At 36.6% G+C, this 20,653-nt stretch carries 20 protein-coding genes; 9 read left to right on the top strand and 11 right to left on the bottom strand.

What is annotated here, in order from left to right:
• Window positions 1–131 precede the first annotated feature (131 nt).
• The 5 genes from ACTJJF_RS02260 to ACTJJF_RS02240 all read left to right on the top strand — a co-directional run bounded on the left by ACTJJF_RS02260 (window position 132) and on the right by ACTJJF_RS02240 (window position 4,918).
• Window positions 132–1,094, top strand: coding sequence for a Gfo/Idh/MocA family protein (locus ACTJJF_RS02260; protein WP_440698537.1), 963 nt, complete (start codon window positions 132–134; stop codon window positions 1,092–1,094).
• Window positions 1,095–1,434: 340 nt separating this feature from the next.
• Window positions 1,435–3,171: a cellulase family glycosylhydrolase gene (locus tag ACTJJF_RS02255; RefSeq protein ID WP_440698536.1), complete on the top strand. Its 1,737-nt coding sequence runs from the start codon at window positions 1,435–1,437 to the stop codon at window positions 3,169–3,171.
• Window positions 3,172–3,314: 143 nt separating this feature from the next.
• Window positions 3,315–3,725 carry a hypothetical protein gene (locus ACTJJF_RS02250; protein ID WP_312301045.1) on the top strand — a complete coding sequence of 137 codons (411 nt, stop codon included), beginning with the start codon at window positions 3,315–3,317 and terminating at the stop codon, window positions 3,723–3,725.
• A 10-nt stretch (window positions 3,726–3,735) separates the two neighbouring features.
• Window positions 3,736–4,626, top strand: a complete 891-nt coding sequence (locus tag ACTJJF_RS02245) for a 3-hydroxybutyryl-CoA dehydrogenase (protein WP_312301212.1) — start codon at window positions 3,736–3,738, stop codon at window positions 4,624–4,626.
• A 52-nt stretch (window positions 4,627–4,678) separates the two neighbouring features.
• Complete coding sequence (locus ACTJJF_RS02240) at window positions 4,679–4,918, top strand: hypothetical protein (RefSeq protein ID WP_002977986.1); 240 nt, start codon at window positions 4,679–4,681, stop codon at window positions 4,916–4,918.
• A 47-nt stretch (window positions 4,919–4,965) separates the two neighbouring features.
• On the opposite strand, the gene ACTJJF_RS02235 is transcribed toward ACTJJF_RS02240, so the two are convergent.
• The 6 genes from ACTJJF_RS02235 to dnaN all read right to left on the bottom strand — a co-directional run bounded on the left by ACTJJF_RS02235 (window position 4,966) and on the right by dnaN (window position 12,078).
• Window positions 4,966–5,376 carry an META domain-containing protein gene (locus tag ACTJJF_RS02235; protein ID WP_065398352.1) on the bottom strand — a complete coding sequence of 137 codons (411 nt, stop codon included), beginning with the start codon at window positions 5,374–5,376 and terminating at the stop codon, window positions 4,966–4,968.
• A gap of 391 nt (window positions 5,377–5,767) precedes the next feature.
• Entirely contained in the window at window positions 5,768–8,170 is a 2,403-nt protein-coding gene (gene pheT / locus ACTJJF_RS02230) for a phenylalanine--tRNA ligase subunit beta (protein WP_440698535.1), read from the bottom strand.
• A 276-nt stretch (window positions 8,171–8,446) separates the two neighbouring features.
• Window positions 8,447–9,064 (bottom strand): DUF417 family protein, encoded by a 618-nt coding sequence (locus ACTJJF_RS02225; protein ID WP_440698534.1) that lies wholly within the window; start codon window positions 9,062–9,064, stop codon window positions 8,447–8,449.
• Between the two features lie 64 nt (window positions 9,065–9,128).
• Window positions 9,129–9,959 carry a helix-turn-helix domain-containing protein gene (locus tag ACTJJF_RS02220; protein WP_440698533.1) on the bottom strand — a complete coding sequence of 277 codons (831 nt, stop codon included), beginning with the start codon at window positions 9,957–9,959 and terminating at the stop codon, window positions 9,129–9,131.
• 92 nt (window positions 9,960–10,051) lie between these two features.
• Complete coding sequence (locus tag ACTJJF_RS02215) at window positions 10,052–10,885, bottom strand: M23 family metallopeptidase (protein WP_312301058.1); 834 nt, start codon at window positions 10,883–10,885, stop codon at window positions 10,052–10,054.
• Between the two features lie 62 nt (window positions 10,886–10,947).
• Window positions 10,948–12,078, bottom strand: coding sequence for a DNA polymerase III subunit beta (gene dnaN, locus ACTJJF_RS02210; protein WP_065398356.1), 1,131 nt, complete (start codon window positions 12,076–12,078; stop codon window positions 10,948–10,950).
• A 255-nt stretch (window positions 12,079–12,333) separates the two neighbouring features.
• Here dnaN and ACTJJF_RS02205 point away from each other — a divergent pair, with 255 nt between their 5' ends.
• Both ACTJJF_RS02205 and ACTJJF_RS02200 read left to right on the top strand, forming a co-directional pair.
• Entirely contained in the window at window positions 12,334–12,693 is a 360-nt protein-coding gene (locus tag ACTJJF_RS02205) for a diacylglycerol kinase (RefSeq protein ID WP_440698532.1), read from the top strand.
• Window positions 12,694–12,799: 106 nt separating this feature from the next.
• Window positions 12,800–13,258 carry a lipocalin family protein gene (locus ACTJJF_RS02200; protein WP_312301067.1) on the top strand — a complete coding sequence of 153 codons (459 nt, stop codon included), beginning with the start codon at window positions 12,800–12,802 and terminating at the stop codon, window positions 13,256–13,258.
• A 137-nt stretch (window positions 13,259–13,395) separates the two neighbouring features.
• Here the strand turns inward: ACTJJF_RS02200 and ACTJJF_RS02195 are convergent, their stop codons facing one another.
• Window positions 13,396–13,854, bottom strand: coding sequence for a GyrI-like domain-containing protein (locus ACTJJF_RS02195; RefSeq protein WP_440698531.1), 459 nt, complete (start codon window positions 13,852–13,854; stop codon window positions 13,396–13,398).
• A 230-nt stretch (window positions 13,855–14,084) separates the two neighbouring features.
• Between ACTJJF_RS02195 and ACTJJF_RS02190 the strand changes: the two genes are divergently transcribed.
• Window positions 14,085–14,468, top strand: a complete 384-nt coding sequence (locus ACTJJF_RS02190; protein ID WP_440698530.1) for a hypothetical protein — start codon at window positions 14,085–14,087, stop codon at window positions 14,466–14,468.
• Window positions 14,469–14,470: 2 nt separating this feature from the next.
• Window positions 14,471–15,004, top strand: coding sequence for a hypothetical protein (locus tag ACTJJF_RS02185; RefSeq protein WP_440698529.1), 534 nt, complete (start codon window positions 14,471–14,473; stop codon window positions 15,002–15,004).
• A gap of 106 nt (window positions 15,005–15,110) precedes the next feature.
• Here the strand turns inward: ACTJJF_RS02185 and ACTJJF_RS02180 are convergent, their stop codons facing one another.
• From ACTJJF_RS02180 to ACTJJF_RS02165, 4 genes are all read right to left on the bottom strand, one after another.
• On the bottom strand, window positions 15,111–15,443 hold the full coding sequence (locus ACTJJF_RS02180) for a gamma-glutamylcyclotransferase family protein (RefSeq protein ID WP_440698528.1): 333 nt from the start codon (window positions 15,441–15,443) through the stop codon (window positions 15,111–15,113).
• Window positions 15,443–16,072, bottom strand: a complete 630-nt coding sequence (locus ACTJJF_RS02175; protein ID WP_440698527.1) for an SGNH/GDSL hydrolase family protein — start codon at window positions 16,070–16,072, stop codon at window positions 15,443–15,445. Before ACTJJF_RS02175 ends, ACTJJF_RS02180 begins: the two co-directional genes overlap by 1 nt.
• Window positions 16,073–16,495: 423 nt before the next feature.
• The gene (locus ACTJJF_RS02170; protein ID WP_440698526.1) at window positions 16,496–16,909 is read right to left on the bottom strand and encodes a ribonuclease inhibitor; all 414 of its coding nucleotides are present in this window, start codon (window positions 16,907–16,909) and stop codon (window positions 16,496–16,498) included.
• Window positions 16,890–20,585 (bottom strand): phosphoribosylformylglycinamidine synthase, encoded by a 3,696-nt coding sequence (locus ACTJJF_RS02165; RefSeq protein WP_440698525.1) that lies wholly within the window; start codon window positions 20,583–20,585, stop codon window positions 16,890–16,892. Before ACTJJF_RS02165 ends, ACTJJF_RS02170 begins: the two co-directional genes overlap by 20 nt.
• Window positions 20,586–20,653: the final 68 nt, after the last annotated feature.

The following is a 20,653-nucleotide window of genomic DNA, read 5'->3' as shown; positions in this document are numbered from 1 at the left end:
ATTTTACTCAATCCTGAATAAATATGACCCGGGGCAGTTAAAACTCCATTTACAGGCGGGATTCTACAAGTAAAAAGTCATGTGCTTTTATAAATGTACATTCACTATATTTACAAAAATTTAATACAGCTATGTTAAAAGCAGGTTTGGTAGGTGCCGGACACTTGGGAAAAATACACTTAAAACTTCTTAATCAGTCAGATCGGTACGAGTTTGTAGGTTTCCACGATAAAGATGTTGAAAACGGAAAGAAATTAGAAGCCGAATTCGGGTATAAATATTTTGAAAATTTTGATGAATTGCTGGAGCAGATTGATATGCTGGATATTGTTACCCCAACGATTTATCATTACGATTATGCTTTAAAAGCCATTGAAAAAGGCCTTCATTTCTTTATTGAAAAACCGGTAACCCAGACCCTTGAACAGGCGGAAGAAATTCTTCATTTATGCCAGGAAAAAGGAATAAAAGCACAGGTAGGACACGTAGAAAGATATAATCCTGCTTTTATTGCTACTAAGGAATACATCAGCAATCCGATGTTCATTGAAATCCACAGGCTTGCAGAATTCAATCCCCGGGGGACGGATGTTTCTGTAGTACTGGATCTGATGATTCATGATCTTGACATTTTATTAAGTATTGCTAGATCTAAAGTTAAAAACATCCATGCAAGCGGTGTTTGTGTAGTAAGTAAAACTCCGGATATTGCCAATGCAAGGATAGAATTCGAAAACGGATGTGTTGCCAACCTTACCACTTCCAGAATTTCTATGAAGGCAATGAGAAAAAGCAGATTTTTCCAGAAGGATGCTTATATTTCCGTTGATTTCCTTGAGAAAAAAGCAGAAGTGATCAGAATGAAAGACGCTCCTGAAAACCCTACTCCATTTGATATGATCATAGAAAATGCGGAAGGCGAAAAAAATCAGATCCTTTTTGAATATCCGAATATTCAGCCTAACAATGCTATTCTTGACGAATTAAATTCGTTTGCTGATGCCATCACAGGCGATAAAAACGTGGAAGTTTCTCTAGAAGACGGAACTGAAGCGTTAAAAGTGGCTTTAGAAATTATGAAACTGATTAGTTAAAAATACTTTTTTTTAAACATCAATATAATGCTATCTTATAATCAGAATAATGGTTATGAGATAGCATTTTTAATTTTAAATGATAAACATACTCCTTTCTTAAAATCAATGATAAAATAAAAATTTTCATTAATTAATTATTGATTTATTATTAAAAAAAACTTTTCAAAACAAAAAAACGATATATTTGAAAAATAATTCAACAAAGTATTGAAAGATTTTGTTTTACATATACGGATATCTGACAAACCCAATGATATGAATTTTGATTCATTATGGACTGCCATCATCCTATATCATTTCTAATATTTCCCTATTATTTTAAACCATTGAAACCACTATGAAAAGATTTATTGTATTATCCGCATTATTATTGTCTCAATTTGGGACATCACAATTATTAAAGACTTCCGGACAAAAAATTATCAATGATAAAGGTGAAAACATTCAATTGAGAGGCCTAGGTCTTGGCGGCTGGATGCTACAGGAAGGTTATATGCTGAAAACAGCAGATTTTGCAGGCCCACAGTATAAAATCAAGGAGAAAATAGCTGAACTGATCGGTGAAGACGGCATGCGGGAGTTTTACAAAGCCTATCTGAAAAACGGGATCACCAAACAGGATATTGACTTTCTGGCAAGAGCAGGGTTCAACTCGGTCAGGCTTCCCATGCATTATAATCTGTATACGCTTCCTGTAGAAAAAGAAACGGTGAAAGGGAAAGACACCTGGCTGGAAGAAGGTTTTAAAATGACAGATGATTTGCTTCAATGGTGTAAAGACAACAAGATCTATCTGATTCTGGATCTTCATGCGGCTCCGGGCGGACAGGGGAATGATGCCAATATTTCTGATAATGATAAAACCAAGCCGTCACTTTGGGAAAGTGAAGAAAATCAGAGGAAAACAGTTGCGCTTTGGAAAAAACTGGCAGACCGATATAAAAATGAACCGTGGATTGGTGGCTACGATATCATCAATGAACCTAATATCAATTTCACAGGTAAAAACCCCAACGGAACAGACGAAATGTCGAATGCTCCTCTATGGAAATTACAGAAAGACATCACCGCTGCAATCCGGGAAGTTGATCAGAAGCATCTGATCTTTATTGAAGGAAATGGCTGGGGGAATAATTATAACGGCTTACCTCCGATCTGGGACAACAACATGGCGTTCAGCTTTCATAAGTACTGGAACTACAACGATGATGCAACGATACAGTTTGCGCTGGACCTCAGAGAGAAGCATAATATCCCTATCTGGCTAGGAGAAACCGGAGAAAATTCCAATGTGTGGTTTACAGAGCTGATCCGGCTGCTGGACAAACACAATATCGGATATGCTTTCTGGCCCATGAAAAAAATTGACAATATTGCGGGGATTACCAATGTAAAAACGACTTCCGAATACGAAAAACTATTGAATTATTGGAAAAACGGCGGTGAAAAACCTTCAAAAGATTATGCAAGGAAAGCTTTACTACAGATTGCCGACAATTATAAGCTGAACAATACGGAGATTAAAAGAGATGTGATTGACGCCATGTTCAGGCAAGTGACGGATGCTTCTTCAAAACCATTTAAAAACCATCAGGTTCCGGGGAGAATATTTGCGTCGGAATACGATCTGGGAAGAATGGGTTCTGCGTATAAGGATAATGATTTTATCAATCTGTGGGTAAGTGATCCTGCTAAAAGATCAGAATGGAATTCCGGTCAGCAGATGAGAAATGACGGGGTTGATATTTATGTATGCAACGATAAGATCACAAATCAGTATTACGTAGGAAAAACGGAACCCGGAGAATGGATTCAGTATACGATTCATTCCAAAGCGGATAAAAATTATACATTTGACATCAGATACTCAAGTATACAGCCTGCAGCAATAAGACTGGAAGATGCTTCAGGAAAGCTACTCGCCTCCATTCCATTAAAGTCAACGGGGAAAAATGAAAACTGGGCTACTGTTTCTGCTAAAAATATCCAGCTTCGGAAAGGAGAAAACAAGATCAGAATTATTTTTGAAAATGATGGGGTAAATCTGAATTATTTTGAAGTAAAACAGGAATAATTATCCTGAATTGAGGAGGTTTTTCAGAGGTATCAGCCTGAACAGAATATAAGCGTTTATAAATCTTTGAAATTGATTTGGGAAGATTTTAATAAGTAAAATATTAAGCTTAATTTTAGCGCAGAGAATTGAGTCAATCATTTATGAAAAAAGGAATAGCAGCTGTAGCTGTATTATGTTTTACATTTTTCTTTTCACAGAAAAGTCAAAGGTACCTGGAAATCGGTTATACAAGCATATGCTGCGGTCCGCCATCTGAAAAACCCGTTATCAGCTATCTTAAAGAGTTCAGGAGAAAGAACCGGATCAAAAATCTGGAAATTCTTCAGCAAAAAGGATTAGGCAAAGAAGGTGAATTTGCTTTGTATATAGGAACAGATTATCTTTCTTCCAATCAGAGAAACCGCCTTGTACGAGGGCTGATGGCCACTATTTCCAATCAGAATAACAGCAGGACGCAGGACAGCAAGGGAGCAGTCAACTTTGATTCGGCGATGATTGTACATCAGTCTGATCTTATGAATGCAAAAAATTTAACTATCTATAAAAAATAAAAGAAAAATGATCAAAAACATTGTTGTTATCGGAGCGGGAACCATGGGGAACGGTATTGCACATACTTTCGCACAAAGCGGTTTTAAAGTAAATCTTGTAGATGTATCACAGGAAGCTTTAGACAGAGGACTTAAAACCATTACTACCAATCTTGACAGAATCATTGCAAAAGGAAATCTTACTGAAGAGCAGAAAGCTGAAACATTAGGAAATATTACCACTTTTACGGCTCTGAATGATGCCGCAGGATCTGCTGATCTTATTGTAGAAGCTGCTACTGAAAATCTGGATCTTAAATTGAAGATTTTCGGACAGATGGATGAGCTGGCTCCGGCAGGCTGTATCCTGGCTACCAATACCTCTTCTATTTCTATCACGAAAATAGCTGCTGCTACCAAAAGAGCAGATAAAGTAATCGGAATGCACTTTATGAATCCTGTTCCTATCATGAAGCTGGTAGAGATCATCAAAGGATATTCTACTTCTAAGGAGACTTTTGATACGATCTATGAAATGAGCAAAACTTTAGGAAAGGTTCCGGTAGAAGTGAATGATTATCCTGGTTTCGTGGCCAACAGAATTTTAATGCCGATGATCAATGAATCTATCGAAACGCTTTATAACGGTGTTGCCGGTGTGGAAGAAATCGATACGGTAATGAAATTAGGAATGGCTCACCCGATGGGACCACTTCAGCTGGCAGATTTTATCGGTCTTGATGTATGTCTTGCGATTCTGAATGTAATGTATGACGGATTCAAAAACCCTAAATATGCTCCCAACCCATTGCTTGTAAACATGGTGACAGCCGGAAAACTTGGTATAAAATCAGGGGAAGGATTCTATGATTATTCTGAAAGCAAAAAAGCTGAAAAAGTTTCAAAAATGTTTTTGAAGTAATTTTAAAGTCAATAATTTTATTTATCTTTGAGAAAGTTAAAACATTAAAAAAATGAAATTACCAAAGTTTTTATTAGCAGATAATTCGGAATTTCCAGAAGATCTATTTGTAGTTCATACAGAATATCCAAGATTTATCTTAAACGTTGAGGAAGAAGAAGTTGAGTGGTTAGATGATCTTGAAGGTGATGATGAAGAAACTATGGCAGACGAAGCGACTAAAGTAGTAGAAGCAGCGTTCAAATGGTGCGACGAAGAGTTGGCTAAGTACGACGAAGAAGAGGAAGATTAATAACACTCTAAACATAAAAAAGGAACTCAATTGAGTTCCTTTTGTTTTTATTCTGATTTATTGAATTTCAATAATAAAAGATTGTCTTTATACAATTCTAAGGTATTTCCGGAAATCACATATTTATTAGCTTTTCCCATCATATCCATAAAGTTCTGCTCTACCCCGATATTGTTGCACATCATTTTCGTAGAACCCATTTGCCCTGCAGAGAAACCTCCGGTAGAAGGATCAATGGTAGCAGTTCCGAAATAGTTGTTGCAGCCTGCATTCCCGGTGATTTTTTCCCCTTCAATATTTAATGTCGGGATTTTTCCTTTTACATTGTCAGCTAACGTCCATTTTGTATTGACAAGAGCTGGCTGAGCCTTCCCTACTTTAGAGGCAGACGGGCTGCTCATGGTTCCACACGAAGCCAATACTGCTGCTGTACATATACTTAAAAAAAGCTTTTTCATTTTTTTCTTTTTGAATTAACCCAAATTTACGGATTTTATATTATTTAAACGGGATGCCGTAAATTTTATTATTCTTTAACAATTGGTTTTTGAATATTTTTCCTGGCTATTTTTTGGAATAAAAGATACTATTTGTGACCGGAAACCGGAAAACGTAGATGCAAATGAACTCTAATAAGCATCGGATTTAAGGAGCAAGGTTTCATCTCCGATATTCACAGAAAACAATTCAATAGGGAACGGGCTCTAGCCCGTTTATTTAAAAAATCAATATTCAAATGGCTTTAGCCGAAACTTATAAATATGAACACATTTTAAATATTCTATTAAAACAAAAAAACGGACTTAAAAAAGCCCGTTTCTATTATATTGAAATATATGTTTTCAAGTATTACGATCTCAACTCAGCGTTGAATTCTTTCTGGAAAGCTTTGATCAGAGAATCCATTACTTCTGTGATTTCTTTTTCTTCCAATGTTTTCTCTTCATTTAACAGCTCGAAGCTCATTGCATAAGATTTCTTGCCTTCAGGAAGATTTTTACCTTCATACACATCGAATAGATTGATATTCTTAATGAATGGAGATTTATTCTTCTTCGCAGTCTGATAAAGGTCTTCATAGTTTACACTTTTATCAATCAATAAAGCAAGGTCTCTTCTGATCTTGTTGAACTTCGGAATATCCTTAAACTTAAGTTCGTTTTTAGAACGTAATTCCTGGGCATATTCCAACTCGATTTCTGCATAGTAGCAATCCTGATCGATATCAAAATCTTTCAACAAAGCAGGTGCTACTTTTCCGATTCTCACTAAGGTTTTCCCTTCTGCTTCATAAGCTAAGGCATCGGAGAATCTGTCATCAGATAAGGCCACTTCTTTATAGTCTGTAGCAAGTCTTTCCAAAAGAACTTTTACATACGCTTTCAGGTTATAGAAGCTTACCGCAGATTTAGGTTGGAGCCAGTTTTCTGCAACATCTCTTCCCGAAACAATCATAGCCAGCTGTTTTCTTTCTTCGTACTTCTCTTTTTTGTGGTAGATCTTTCCGAATTCAAAGAATTTAATATCCTGATTCTTTCTGTTGATATTGTAAACCGTATTCTGAAGAAGTCCTTCCAGTAAAGACTTTCTCATGAATGCCAAATCACCGCTTAAAGGATTCAATAGTTTTACAGCATCCGTTTCATCTTTTACAGACGTCAGGGAATTATTCATTACTTCATTGAAACCAAGGCTTTGTAAACCTCTTGCCCAGCTGTTTTCCAACTCATCCTGATCGTTTGCGCTCAGCTTAACAGGGGTGAATGAAATTTTCTGCGGAGCATCAATCTTGTTGTATCCGTAGATTCTTAAAATTTCTTCAATAACGTCGATTTCTCTTGTTACATCCGCTCTGTAAGCAGGAACTGAGATTTCAAAACCATTTGGAATTTCATTCAGAACCTGAATTTCCAATGCTTTTAATATTTCTTTTACTTTTTCTCTGTGAATCTTTGTCCCTAAAATCTGCTCAATTTTTGAGAATCTAAGGATCACATAGTTGTCTTCAATTTTCTTAGGATACTCTTCCAATAATTCACCTACCAGTTTCCCTTCTGCAATTTCCTGAATCATTTTGATGGCATGAGTAATCGCTGTTCTCGTCAGGTTCGGGTCTACTCCTCTTTCAAAACGGAAAGAAGCATCCGTATTCAGACTGTGCGCTTTTGCTCCTTTTCTTACAGCAACAGGGTTGAAGTAAGCACTTTCAAGGAATATGGTTTGGGTAGTTTCAGATACTCCTGAATTTTCACCCCCGAAAACTCCGGCAATACACATCGGGTTATCTTTACCATCTTTAATCATGATTTCAGAACCATTCAGTGTTCTTTCCACTCCATCCAGTGTAGTGAATTTAGTTCCCGGTTTTACAACGCCTACTTTCACTTTTTTGTCTGCAATTTTATCTGCATCAAAAGTATGAAGCGGCTGTCCGTAACCGTGAAGAATATAGTTGGTGATATCTACAACATTATTGATCGGGCTTAATCCGATAGCTTTCAGTCTGTCTTTTAACCATGATGGAGATTCTGCCACTTTTACGCCTTCAATCACTGCTCCGATGTATCTTGGGCATAATTCAGCATCTTCAATTTCCAGTTTGAAGTCATGAGAACCCTCATTATTCAAAACTTCAGAAGCTACTTTATTGAACTGGGATTTCAGTTGGTTTGTAGAAAGATAGGCATGCAGATCTCTGGCAACACCATAGTGAGACATTGCGTCTGTTCTGTTGGGTGTAAGTCCTATTTCAAAAACCTCATCATTCGTTAATTCAAAATAGTCTGCAAAGTTCTTTCCTACTTCATATCGGGTTTCATCCAAAACCATAATTCCTCCGTGATCTTCGCTAAGGCCAAGCTCATCTTCTGCACAGATCATCCCCTGAGAAACTTCACCTCTGATTTTGGCTTCTTTAATTTCAAAAAAGTTTCCGGTTTTGTCATAGATTTTAGTTCCGACAACGGCTACAGGCACTGTCTGTCCCGCCTCTACGTTAGGAGCTCCGCAAACAATGTTCAGTACTTTTCCGTTTCCTACGTCTACTGTTGTCTTCTTCAGTTTGTCAGCATTCGGATGTTTTTCGCAGGTTAAAACTTTCCCTACAACAATTCCTTCCAGGCTTCCTCTTACACTTTCAAATTTATCTATCCCTTCAACCTCAAGACCTATATCTGTAAGGAATTCACCGATTCTTTCAGTTTTCGATTCCGTTTTTACAAAGTCCTTCAGCCAGTTGTTTGATATTTTCATTTGCTTATCTATCTACTTGTTTAATTCGGCAAACGAAACGAAAGGTCTCATCTGCCCTATTTTTGAAACTTTTTATTTGAAATTCCACCCAATATATCGGGCGATTTTTCGAGGTACAAATGTCGTGTTTTTTTGAGAAATACAGAAATTTCCGAACGATTTTAAGACAATTAATTTTTATTCATTCATCTTCTTCTCATAGAATAAATCACTCTATTACTGTTCTCAGCTTCAGAAAAAAAATACAATTAACCAAAAGAAGATTTAAGATTAATTTTATACTACAAATGGTTTAATTACCTTTTTTAAGCTATCAGAAAACAGGATCAATCCGCCAGCCATCATGATGATATCTTTCAGTACCAGGCGTCCGGCTCCAGACAAATAAGGGAAGCCATACTGAGGAGAAGGATAATCACCTCCAAGATTGGGAACATATACCTCCGGGGTTGTTATCAGGAATGATAAGGTTACCAGCGACATGAAGAAGGTTAACAGACCACCCACAGCGCCTATCTTAGGAAACCATATTCCCAGTAAAACCATAATACCGATCAATACAATCATTGTTCCCAAACCATATGAAAACGTATACGTTCCGTTTTCTCTCTGCCAATCTATATTTTTCTTTACCACTTTTCCTTCCGGATTTTTATAAAGAGTATATTCCGAAACGAGTTTTTGATCTTCATTCAATACTTTATTTCCTGCATTTTTATAAAAAAAACTCATTAGAGGGCTGTTGGCTACGAAGGGAACAATTCCGTCTGCTTCATATTGGTAGGCTTTTAATCCGCCAATCCAGACCATCACAATAAAAACTGAAATTCTAAGGAAGTTAAAAAAATACGTATCCAGCCTTAATAACCGATTGTATAATCCATTGTTTTGCATATGTTTACTTTTTTTAACAAAGGTATCCATAGGCAGAATGTTTTAACATAGATATTTGAGGACATTACATGGACATTTTCGCCACCACGGAGATTCCGACCTTCTCCCTGTAATTCCGGGGCGAACAACCTACTGCTTTTTTGAAATACCTGCTGAAATAAAACTCATCAGAAAATCCCAGCTCAGAAGCAATTTCTTTGACGGAACGATACGTAAGGTGCAGAAGTTTTTTAGCCTCAAGGATAATTCTTTCATTGATCAGCTGGGTGGGCGTTTTAGAAAATTCTTTCTTAACAGCTTTACTTAGGGTGTTATTCGTGATATTCAGTTTATCACTGTAAAATGCAAGTTCTTTTTCGTTTTTAAAATGATTTTCCAGTAATTTCTGAAATTCAGCTGCATTTTTATTAGGTAGTGTATCCTGAGGTACCCTATGATTTTCAGAACTGCTTTTCTGTTTACTTCCAATAGCAAGGATCAGCTGTATATAGGTCTTGATAATGGATTCAGAAAACTGGTGCTTTTCTGATTTTTCTTTTTTGATATGGTAAAAAAGCTCCAGAATATATTCATAATTCTCTTCTGTAAGTACTACTCCCGGATTTAAATAGATATTATTGAAAAGCAAACCGTTACAGGCTACTTCTTCTTTATGGTATTCTATACAGTAAAAATCACCATGAAAGAACAATACATTGACATTTTCTTCATTTTCCGAAATCAGTTTCAGCTTCTGACAAGGAGAAAGAAACAAAATGGTACATCCATTGTAAGTATAATTGATATCATCCACACAAAAAACACCGGAACCTTTCCATAAAACAACACTATAGTTTTCAGTAACAAATTCTGAAGAAAAATATGAAATGGAATATGTCTCTACTGTTATTTCCATGATTTACAAAAGTATTTCTTAAAGATTGTAACAAAAATCGGAAAATATAATGGATAAAATCAGAGTTAACTGTTTTTCTTAAAGCCGCATTTTTAATATCCTTTTGAATACGTTTTTTTCTCAACCAAAAATTCAGCTTTGGTTCCATTGCCTGTTCTGAAAAGGGTTTTTACCGTTTCTCTATATTTATTTTCTTCTACTCTGGGAAGATAGCATACAAAATGTAAGTGTGGCCCTTTGCTCCAGCCTGTATTTCCACTCAGCCCAATTACATCTCCTTTTTTTACCTGATCTCCTTTATTGACTTTAATTCCGTTTTGCTTTAAATGATAATATTGGGCAAAAGTTCCATCAGGATGTAAAATAGTAATATAATTTGCCTGATCAATGCAGTTTCTTGTAGGGCAGCCTTTATTATTATGGCTTACAAAGTCTACCACTACTCCTTCTCTGGCAGCAGCTATTTCAGTTCCCTCCGGCATGGAAAAATCTATAGAGTTTTCATTTTGATGGGAAAAGTTACCATTATAGCCCTGATAAACATTGAAAGATTGTCCTTTCCTGAAAGGCAGATCATATTGATAATCCTTATTATAGTTTTTCAGTGTGACATCCCCAATGTACATCACATAACCCGGAACCTTTTTCACTTTCCATCCTTTTGTTTTATCATCAACAATAAAATAAGTTATTTTGTTCTTTCTGGATTGAGCAGAAAGTACCTGTATTTTTTTTAAAGGTACTGGGATCTTCATATTCTCAACTTCCGGAGAACCGGAGAATACAAATGACATCGGATAGATCTCCTGATTATCGGCATAAAGAGTTAAGGTATCCCCTTTTTTTTCGTGATATATTTTGATATTTTTCTGGGAATACAGAGTAATACACTGTAATAATGAACAGGCTATAAGTATTTGTTTCATAATTTAAACATAAAAAAGAGGTCTTGAAATTCAAAACCTCTCTATATGATATTTTTTTTGTATTACAACCCGATTACCGGCATTGACAACATTAAGATATTTTCATTTTCTTCAAGACCGTCAAGAGGCTCAATGATACCTGGTCTGTTTGGCTGAGACATTTTCATTGTAATATCATCAGAACCCAGGATGGTCAGCATTTCCGTTAAGAATTTTGAACTGAACCCGATATTGATATCTTCTCCGTTGTAGTCACAAGGAATCTGCATGTCTGCTTTGTTTGCATATTCAGTATCTTCTGCATGAAGGTGAAGAATATTTCCCGAAAGCTTAAATCTCACCTGATTGGTAGATTTATTAGACATAATAGATGCTCTTTTGATTGCTCCTAACAGAAGATTTCTGTTGATGGTCAATACATTTGGATTTTCTTTAGGAATTACCGCAGTATAATTAGGATATTTTCCATCAATTAATCTACAGATCCAGATATGTTTGCCAAAAGTAAATTTAGCCATATTCTCATTGAAGTCGATTTTCACGTCTTCATTAGAGCTTGCCAGGATATTTTTGAAAATATTCAATGGTTTTTTTGGCATGATAAACTCCATTGGCTCAGCATTCATCAGATCTGCTCTTTTGTATACCACCAGTCTGTGGGAGTCTGTAGAAACGAAATTGGTTTCATTTTCTCCAAACTGGAACAAAACGCCTGTCATCACCGGGCGAAGAGAGTCGTTACTTGTTGCAAAAAGAGTGTTTGTAAGTGCTTCTGACAATACTCCTGCCGGCATGGTCACGCTTTGTGAAGCATCGAACTCAGGCAGTTCCGGATAGTCGTCTGCATTATCTAATGCTACTGCGAAATTGTCTTTTTCATCTAAAATCTCAAGCTGGCTTCCGGTTCCTTCTGCATTGTCTTTTACAACAAATGTCAGAGGCTGTTCACCATAGGTCTTGATAAAATCCTGAAAAATTTTAGCAGGAACCGCAAATTTACCTGAGTCATCAGACTTCACTTCCAAAGAAGTAACAAGAGTCGTCTCACCGTCAGATGCTGTAATGGTAACATTATTTCCGTCTAGTTCAAAAAGATAGTTTTCTAAAATAGGTCTCGATTGAGAGCTTGATATTACGCCACTTACAGTTTGCAAAGCCTTCTGCAGTTCACCACTTGAAATAATAAATTTCATAGATTTATAAAATAAGTTTCTACAAATATAATAAATACATACAATAAAGAAAAGAATAATCCGGAGGAGTTTTTAACAAACATCATCAACCCGTTTTCAGAGTGGAAGTTATGTTCAGTTTTCCAAGCCTTTTATTTTGTTTCAAAAAATGGCTGTAAATTGCCCTCTCCTTCTTTTTAATCTTATATTTCAAATATAGCAGATAAAAAATTATAATCAAAATACAAAACCTATCTTTGTGATAAAAGTTTAACAATGATGCCAAAACCTCCGCTCCATAAAAGTTTTCTGAATGCATTCCGGGGAGTTTTTGGCATGATAAAAACGGAAAGGAATTTTCAGATTGAAGTGGCAGCCTTCTTTGTCAACCTGCTTCTTATTTTTTATTTTAACCTTTCCGGAGCTGATGCGGCGCTTATTATTCTGGTTTCATCAGCCGTTTTAAGTGCTGAAATTTTCAATACAGCCATTGAAAAAATCTGTGACATCATTCAGCCTGATTTTGATCCGAAAATAGGCTTCATTAAAGATATTTCCGCCGGAGCGGTTATTCTGCTGGCAATAGCTGCCGTTATTATTGGAGTTATCATTTACCCAAAGTATATTTTCAGCTGATTATGACTGTGATACGAAGTCTTATTTTTTCTTAATTTTTTATAAAACTTAACAAATAAACCGGATAATTTGATAATTTTCATTAAGTTCGCCAAAAATTAATTTTATGAAAAAGTTTTTAGTAGGAATTTTAGCGGCAGGAGCTCTTTCATCATGCAGTACGGGTGATGATTCGTTGCCTAATTATGATAATCCGGACTATAGTAACTCTATTATAGTAGGAACATGGAAAATACAAACTCAGTATCAGATTTCCGGGAAAGACAAAACAACTGTGATTGCTGAAACTCTTCCGGATGACTGTAAGAAAAAAAGCACTTATGAATTCAAGAACGATGGTAAGTATGCAATGATCGACTATAATACGGTGAATTCTAATTGTGAGAAGACAGAAATGACTTCAGCTTATCAATATGACCCGGTGACGATGAAACTTACGATCAACAATATTGAAAATTCAGTATTAGAGCTTTCTTCCAGTAAACTTACTTATTTAGCTCCTACCACTCAGGATTTCAATGCTGATGGAGTGAATGACTATATTAAGTATGTTTATTATAAGTAAATTTAACTTTATTAAAAATAGACAAAGCCTGCTTATCATTTTCTGACAGCAGGCTTTTTTATTTAAGAACCTAAGAAGACAAAGCCGAAAAGCAATTCATTGCAGATCTGACTTTATTTTTAAAATTCAGTGACCGGTTATTTTACTGCAATTAAAATATCCACTTCCGCATCTGACGGATTCTGAGCTTTCTCTCCGTATATTTCAAAATCAGCTGTAAATGCCCGCCCAAGATCCATGGTCCAGATCTTATTCCATTCATTGATGACCAAACCTTCAGCAAGATTTCCTTTTGGAGTAAACCTGATATAATTTCCTCCTTCAAAAGATTTCCCCACCATTCCCTCAGGAATATGATCAAGATTTTCCACTTTACATCCGAGTATCGTAGTATAGGGCTTTGTATGATCTTTTTCATAATCTGTATAAATGGAATAGACAGCGGTATCCACCTTATTGGGAATGGCCGTCAGAATCTCTTCCCTGATAAATTTCTCCCATAATAACGGGATATCTTTTGCTGCCTGATTATTTTCATTGGTTGTCCTTACTGCAATACCGATGACCTTAAAAGGTTCCACTTTCATGTTATTCATTGTCTGATCTTTTATTGTCCGGCAAATATAGGTTCCTGTTGTGACAAGTGTATGTCAGGAGGTGCTTTTTAATTCTGCTCAATGTCAATATTATTTTTTTTCATTGTAAAATTAAAAATTAATAATATTTTACAATAATATATAAATTTTTTAGAATTTTTTATTTATCACAATAAAATGATATATAAAAAATCAATATATTTGCTGAAATCCAATAATAATTTATATATATGAAAAGCAAACTATTGTATGCGCTCATGCTGGCCCTGTTCATTTCATGCAATACTGAAGGTACGGCGCTCAATATGAGTGAACAAAAAAAGAGTGAAGAGGTTTTGAATTTTGAAAAATCAATAAAAAGTCTTTCGCTTCCCGAAAACCGTGCAACTCCTGAGGAGATCAGAAATCAGAAGTCTCTTGAGCTCAGTGACCGCCGTAAGGATATTCTTATACCTTCCGCTTTGGAACTGATCAAATCTACAGGAGTTTCGAATAAAGAAATTACCAAAAATACACAGGGAGACCGGGACAAGATCCTTACATGGGCTGTAAAGATCTACAATGAAAAGATCAACAAAATCAATCAAGTCAACCACGTCATTCAAAACAATTAATCATGAAAAAGATATTTACCGCTATTTTTGGTTTATGCATCGCCACTGTTTCTTTTGCTCAAAATAATTATGGAAACATGCATGTATTCAATGATGACACTTACCACAAACTGGACCTGGAATTTACAGTTTTCACAGAAAATCCTTCCGCATGCACCAATGGAATGCAGGCGATGAATGTGGTAAAACTTCCGCCGGGAGCCAAAACGACGTATACCACGTTTGCTGCCAGTATGTCTACAGCCAATCCGCCACATCCTTTTCCTATTGATATGTGGTCCGCAGGCCCTGGTGATCAGATTCCGCCGGCTATTTCCAATACCCATGGATGGGGTTATATTAAGTTTCAGCTTAAAGAAGCTCCGTATGTACCGGGAACAATGGTTCCGACATTGGGAGGCTCAGTGGGATTTTATCCTAGTTGCAGCGGTGTACCCTCCAGTATAAATGGTACCGCCACACAGAATGGGATTGGTTATGCTTTTAAGGCTGAAGCTTTTACTGTAGGAGGTGATCTGTGGGTTCACGTCTGGTAATATTGAAATTAACTTTGTCATATAGATCATAGATTTTTAAAAAGCCTGTCAGTTCAAGATCTGACAGGCTTTATTTTTGAAGAGGAATTACATGCAGGAAAAGCAATCATTTCCCTACATAAATAAATCCTGTTTTTCCTGATTTAAAAGTTGTTTCTATTCTTTTATAATCGTCTACTTCATATTCATCTGCCTGGAGGATTTCAGCATCAGTCACTTCAAAAAGTATCCCTTCTATCTGATCTTCTACATTTCCGGAGAATTTCAGGACCGGATGGAACTTCTGTCCGCTTTTACGAAGTACTTCGGGATCTGTAATTTCAAGCATAGTGAGCCGGTATCCGGACAGGGTATCTTTTTCACCCTGCAAGATCCTTCCGAAGGTTTCAAGCTGTACCTGCTCTTTCTGCAGGGTTCCGTAAGAGAATAACAGTGCCATTACAGGTATTTTTCAATGATTGGGATTGCAGTTTCAGCCATTATTCCATATCCTTTCTCATTGGGATGAACGCCGTCTGAAGAAAGCAGAACTTCTTTATCTTCCAACAATGCCGCATGAAAATCAATATAGCCCAGAGAATAATCTGCCGCAATACTCTTAAGAATATTGTTATAAGCAATCACTTCCCCATTGGTTCTCAGTTTCCCTGAACCTATCTCTACTCCATCAATATTCTTAGAAATGGGAAGGATACTTACCAGATAAATATCTTTGGAAAACCTTTGGGCGTGCTGAACGGCCGTGATGATATTATTCTTAAATTTTTCAGGCGACACAAGCTGTACTCCTTCTTTTTTGGCAAGATCATTGGCACCATAGCTAATAAAAATCAAATTTCCATCAGCTGAATTTCTTGCTTCCAGCTCAACAGGCATTCGCTTTAATAAACCTTCCGTTGTTTCGCCTCCAATTCCCAAATTGAATAAGATAAGTTCATCACCATTGCCTTCATGGAATTTTTGCAGGGCATATCTCTTTAAAATATCTACCCAACCGCCAAAAACGCCGTCATATTCTCCATATGTTATACTGTCTCCAAAGAACAGTCCATACACTATTTTCTTCATTCAATTAATTCTTTTGTTTATTGATTTCTGCTCCTTATTTAAAGCTTTTCAAATATTCTTCAAAGTAAGATAAAATCTGCTGAATCCGGCTAATCTGCGAGAGATTTTAAAATAAAATTATATTGAAAATATTATTTTGAACCATTAAGATCATTTAAGTAGTTAAGAAAAGTTAAGGGAATAGCTGAAGCTATTTATTAAGTGGTTTCCTAAATTCATCTTTGATGAGGCTTAATGTATCTTAAAGTCTTCACTTTTCTTAATGGTTGAAAGATATTTTTTTGACGCAAAGTTTTATTATACAGACCGGATATTTTTAGGAGGCAAAGAAGGAATCAACAAGTTGATTGGATGAAGCTGGCTGGAAAGCTTTGAAAACAAATAAGTATTACTATTGTAAACTTCCTACTCATTACTCATTGCTTATTTCAAGGTTAGTGTAATATTGGCATGTGATTCTATAATTTCCACCAGAATTTCAAACAGCGTCTGTCCTTTTCCTTCCATTAAATCATCCAGTTTCGTTTGTATCAGCTTTATGTTGAAAGGTTTACCCTGTCTGATCTTATTTTCATAAAATTCCCGGGTAGCTTTTAATCCTAAATCTTCCTTTGATTTTTGTGATTCTTTCCAAACGATCTCAATTTGCTCATTGTTTTCAAAGACTCCAAAACCTCCGTAAAGGATATCATCAAAGCCGTCTAAGGTTCCTATCTTCCAATCGGAATCTTTCATCAAAGCATTGGAAGCTTCTTCATAGAAACCGTCTAAAGACGAAAAATGACCGCCATGAATGACGATCATTTTTCTTGTATTGTTATTTGAAGTATTCAACACCGTTTTTGAATATGTTGTGATAATTCGCAGTGGGTATATTTTTCATAAGACCATCCGTAAATCTTTCCGGGTGTCCCATTCTTCCGTAGATCTTTCCACATGGGCTGGTAACACCTTCAATTCCGAATAATGAGTTGTTCGGGTTGAACGGCATTCCGTGAGCTATATTTCCATCGAAATCGATGTATTGGGTTGCGATCTGCCCGTTTTCATATAGTTTTTTGATTTCTTCTTCTGAAGCCATGAAACGGCCTTCACCGTGAGAAATCGGAATGGTGAAAGTCTGATCTTTCATTCCTTTTAACCAAGGGCTTTCATCATTCACTACTTTTACAGTCACCATTTGAGAAATATGTCTTCTGATAGCGTTGTGAGCCAATGTAGGAGAGTTTTCATCCAGATCCTTGATTCTTCCGTAAGGCAACAGTCCGGATTTAACCAAAGCCTGGAACCCATTACAGATCCCGATGATCATACCATCTCTGTCTAATAATTCGTGAACTGCATTTTTCATCTTTTCGTTCTTTAAAACATTGACAATGAATTTTGCAGAACCATCCGGCTCGTCTCCTGCTGAGAAACCTCCTGAGAATGCTAAGATCTGAGAGGTTCTTATCTCTTCTACCCAGGCATCAATACTTTCATCCAGTAGCTGGTGATTGATATTGATTAAAGGCAGGCTACTTACTACAGCTCCTTCTTTCTGGAAGGCATTCAGGGTATCATATTCACAGTTTGTTCCCGGGAATACCGGTGCAAATACTTTAGGCTGTGCAATGCCGTGTTTTTTGATGATGATATTTCTAGGGTTGATTGAGTTTGATTTTTCATCAATTTCAACCGTAATCTTTTCTTTTTCTGCTGTTGGGAAAAGGTTTTCGAAAGTACCGGTATAAGCAGACACAAGGTTCAAGATGTCAGACTCAAGATTATTAATCTTTAAAATACCTGAATCTTTCACTTCTCCGATTAACTGAAGAGATGTATTGCTTAATTCTTCTTTAGCCTCAATGATTAAACTACCGATATTTTTAGCTAATAAAGTGTTTTCATCCGCATTGATTTCAGCTCCCAATCTGTTTCCGAAACTCATTTTTGCCAAGGCTACTGCCACACCACCGTCTTTCACGGTTTTCACAGAAACGATTTTTCCTGATTTGATGTTTTCAAAGATGAATTCGTACACATTTTTCAAAGCATCATAGTTCGGAAGGCCGCTTTCCTGAGCAATGTGGTTGAAGAAATATACTTTATTTCCTGCTGCTTTAAATTCCGGAGAAATGATATTTTGTTTGTCTCCGTTGGCACATGCAAAAGAAATCAATGTTGGTGGTACATTCAGATCCTGATAGGTTCCACTCATAGAATCTTTCCCTCCGATAGCCGCTAAACCAAGATTGATCTGTGCATCATAAGCTCCTAGAAGGGAAGCTAAAGGTTTACCCCATTTTTCCGGAGCCTGACCAAGCTTTTCGAAATATTCCTGGAAGCTCAATCTGATATTTTTATAGTCACCTCCCATGGCAACAATCTTCGCAACACTTTCCACTACTGCGTAAGATGCTCCCAATAATGAGTTTTGCTTTGAGATTTCAGCATCGAATCCCCAGCTCGCTAAGGATACCGTTTTGATATCTTTTGCTCCCAAGATCGGCAATGTCTGCACACTTCCTTCCATTAAGGTTTGTTGGTATTTTCCACCTAAAGGCATTGCTACCGTTGTTCCACCTACGGAAGAATCGAACATTTCCAATAATCCTTTTTGGGAAGCTACGTTTTTATCTTTCAGGATATTCAGGAAGTTTTCTTCGTTGAATGCCTTAGTTTCTGTTTTTACTTCTTCCAGGTGGTTGATTTTTACCTCCTGAGATTTTGAACATCCATTCGTATCAAGGAATGCTCTTGAAAGGTCAACAATTTTGTCTCCTTTCCAGAACATCTGCATTCTTCCTGAATCTGTTACTTTTGCTACTTCTACCGCAACAATGTTTTCAGCTTCACAGAATTTGATGAATTTTTCTTTGTCTTTCGGATCTACTACAACCGCCATTCTTTCTTGAGATTCGGAAATTGCTAATTCTGTCCCGTTCAATCCTTCGTATTTTAATGGCAATACATCAAGATTTACTTCTAAAGAGTCTGCAATTTCACCAATTGCTACAGAAACACCTCCTGCTCCAAAATCGTTTGACTTTTTAATTAATCTCGTCAGCTCAAGGTTTCTGAATAACCTCTGGATCTTACGTTCTTCTACGGCATTACCTTTCTGAACTTCGGAACTCATGGTATGGATAGAAGTTTCGTCCTGTTCTTTTGAACTTCCGCTTGCTCCTCCTACTCCGTCACGGCCTGTTGCTCCTCCTAGAATAATGATAGAATCTCCGTTTGCAGGTTTTTCTCGTCTTACCCAGTCTACAGGAACAGCTCCGGTAACGAAACCTACTTCCATTCTCTTGGCTTTGTACCCTTCGTCATAGATTTCGGAAACCATTGTAGTAGCAAGACCGATCTGGTTACCATAAGATGAATATCCGTTGGCAGCTTGTTTTGTAATGGTTTTCTGAGGTAATTTTCCTGGTAGTGTTTTGTCTACGGATTCTAAAACGTCTGCTGCCCCTGTTAACCTCATCGCCTGGAATACAAAAGATCTTCCTGATAAAGGGTCTCTGATGGCTCCTCCCAAACAAGTGGATGCTCCTCCGAAAGGTTCAATTTCTGTTGGGTGGTTGTGTGTTTCGTTTTTGAATAATAAATACCACGGTTCTTTTTTACCATCGTATTCTGCTTCAATCTGGATGGTACATGCGTTGATCTCATCAGAAATCACAAGATTGTCCAGATTTCCGGTTTTATGGAAATACTTCCCGCAAACTGTTGCTAAATCCATCAGGGAGATAGGTTTCAGCTCACGGCCTAAGAATTTTCTTTTTTCGATATAATCATTGAAAATGGTTTCCAATGTATGTTTGAATTTTCCTTCAAACTGAATGTCTGACAATTCTGTTTCGAAAGTGGTGTGACGACAGTGGTCACTCCAGTAGGTGTCTAATACTTTCAGTTCGGTTTCTGTAGGGTTTCTTTCTTCAGTTTTAAAGTATTCCTGAATAAACTTCAGGTCATCTAATCCTAAAGCAAAACCGTGATTGTTATAGAAATTTTCAAGTTCAGCATCATTGAAGTTGATGAAGTTTTCATGAATCAAAACTTTGGACGGTGTTTCATCCGCAGGAATATCCAGTATAGACAGGTCTTTTTCCTGAGATTCTACTTTATTGATCAAAAGATCTTTGATTTTCAACAAATCAGCTTCTGAAACGCCTTCAAATTCGATGAGTTTTCCACTTCTTACTTTTGATTTTTCATTTTCTGTCAATAAGGCAATACATTGTTGTGCAGAGTCTGCTCTCTGATCATACTGACCAGGCAGGAACTCCATTGCGAAATGAATGTTTTTTGCAGGGTTTTCTGTATGTAAAATATCAGTCACAGGGTCTACAAAAGTGTTATTTACTACTTTTTCGAATTCCCCGTCATTCAAATTGAAGATATCATACACATTGTAGACTTTCACACTTTGAATTGCCGGAACAACTGCTTTTACTTCATCAAAAATTTTTGGACTTTCAACATCGAAAATTCCTCTTTTTTCTACGAAAATTCTTTTGTTATTAGACATTAGATGTCAGATTTTATTTAATATTAGATTTATTTTTCTTTTACTTTTCTGAGTTCAGAGAACCTTTG

Origin of the sequence: Chryseobacterium sp. 22458 (genome assembly GCF_052044975.1) — a bacterium.
Lineage (GTDB): Bacteria > Bacteroidota > Bacteroidia > Flavobacteriales > Weeksellaceae > Chryseobacterium.
This window is presented reverse-complemented; position numbering and strand designations above follow the sequence as displayed.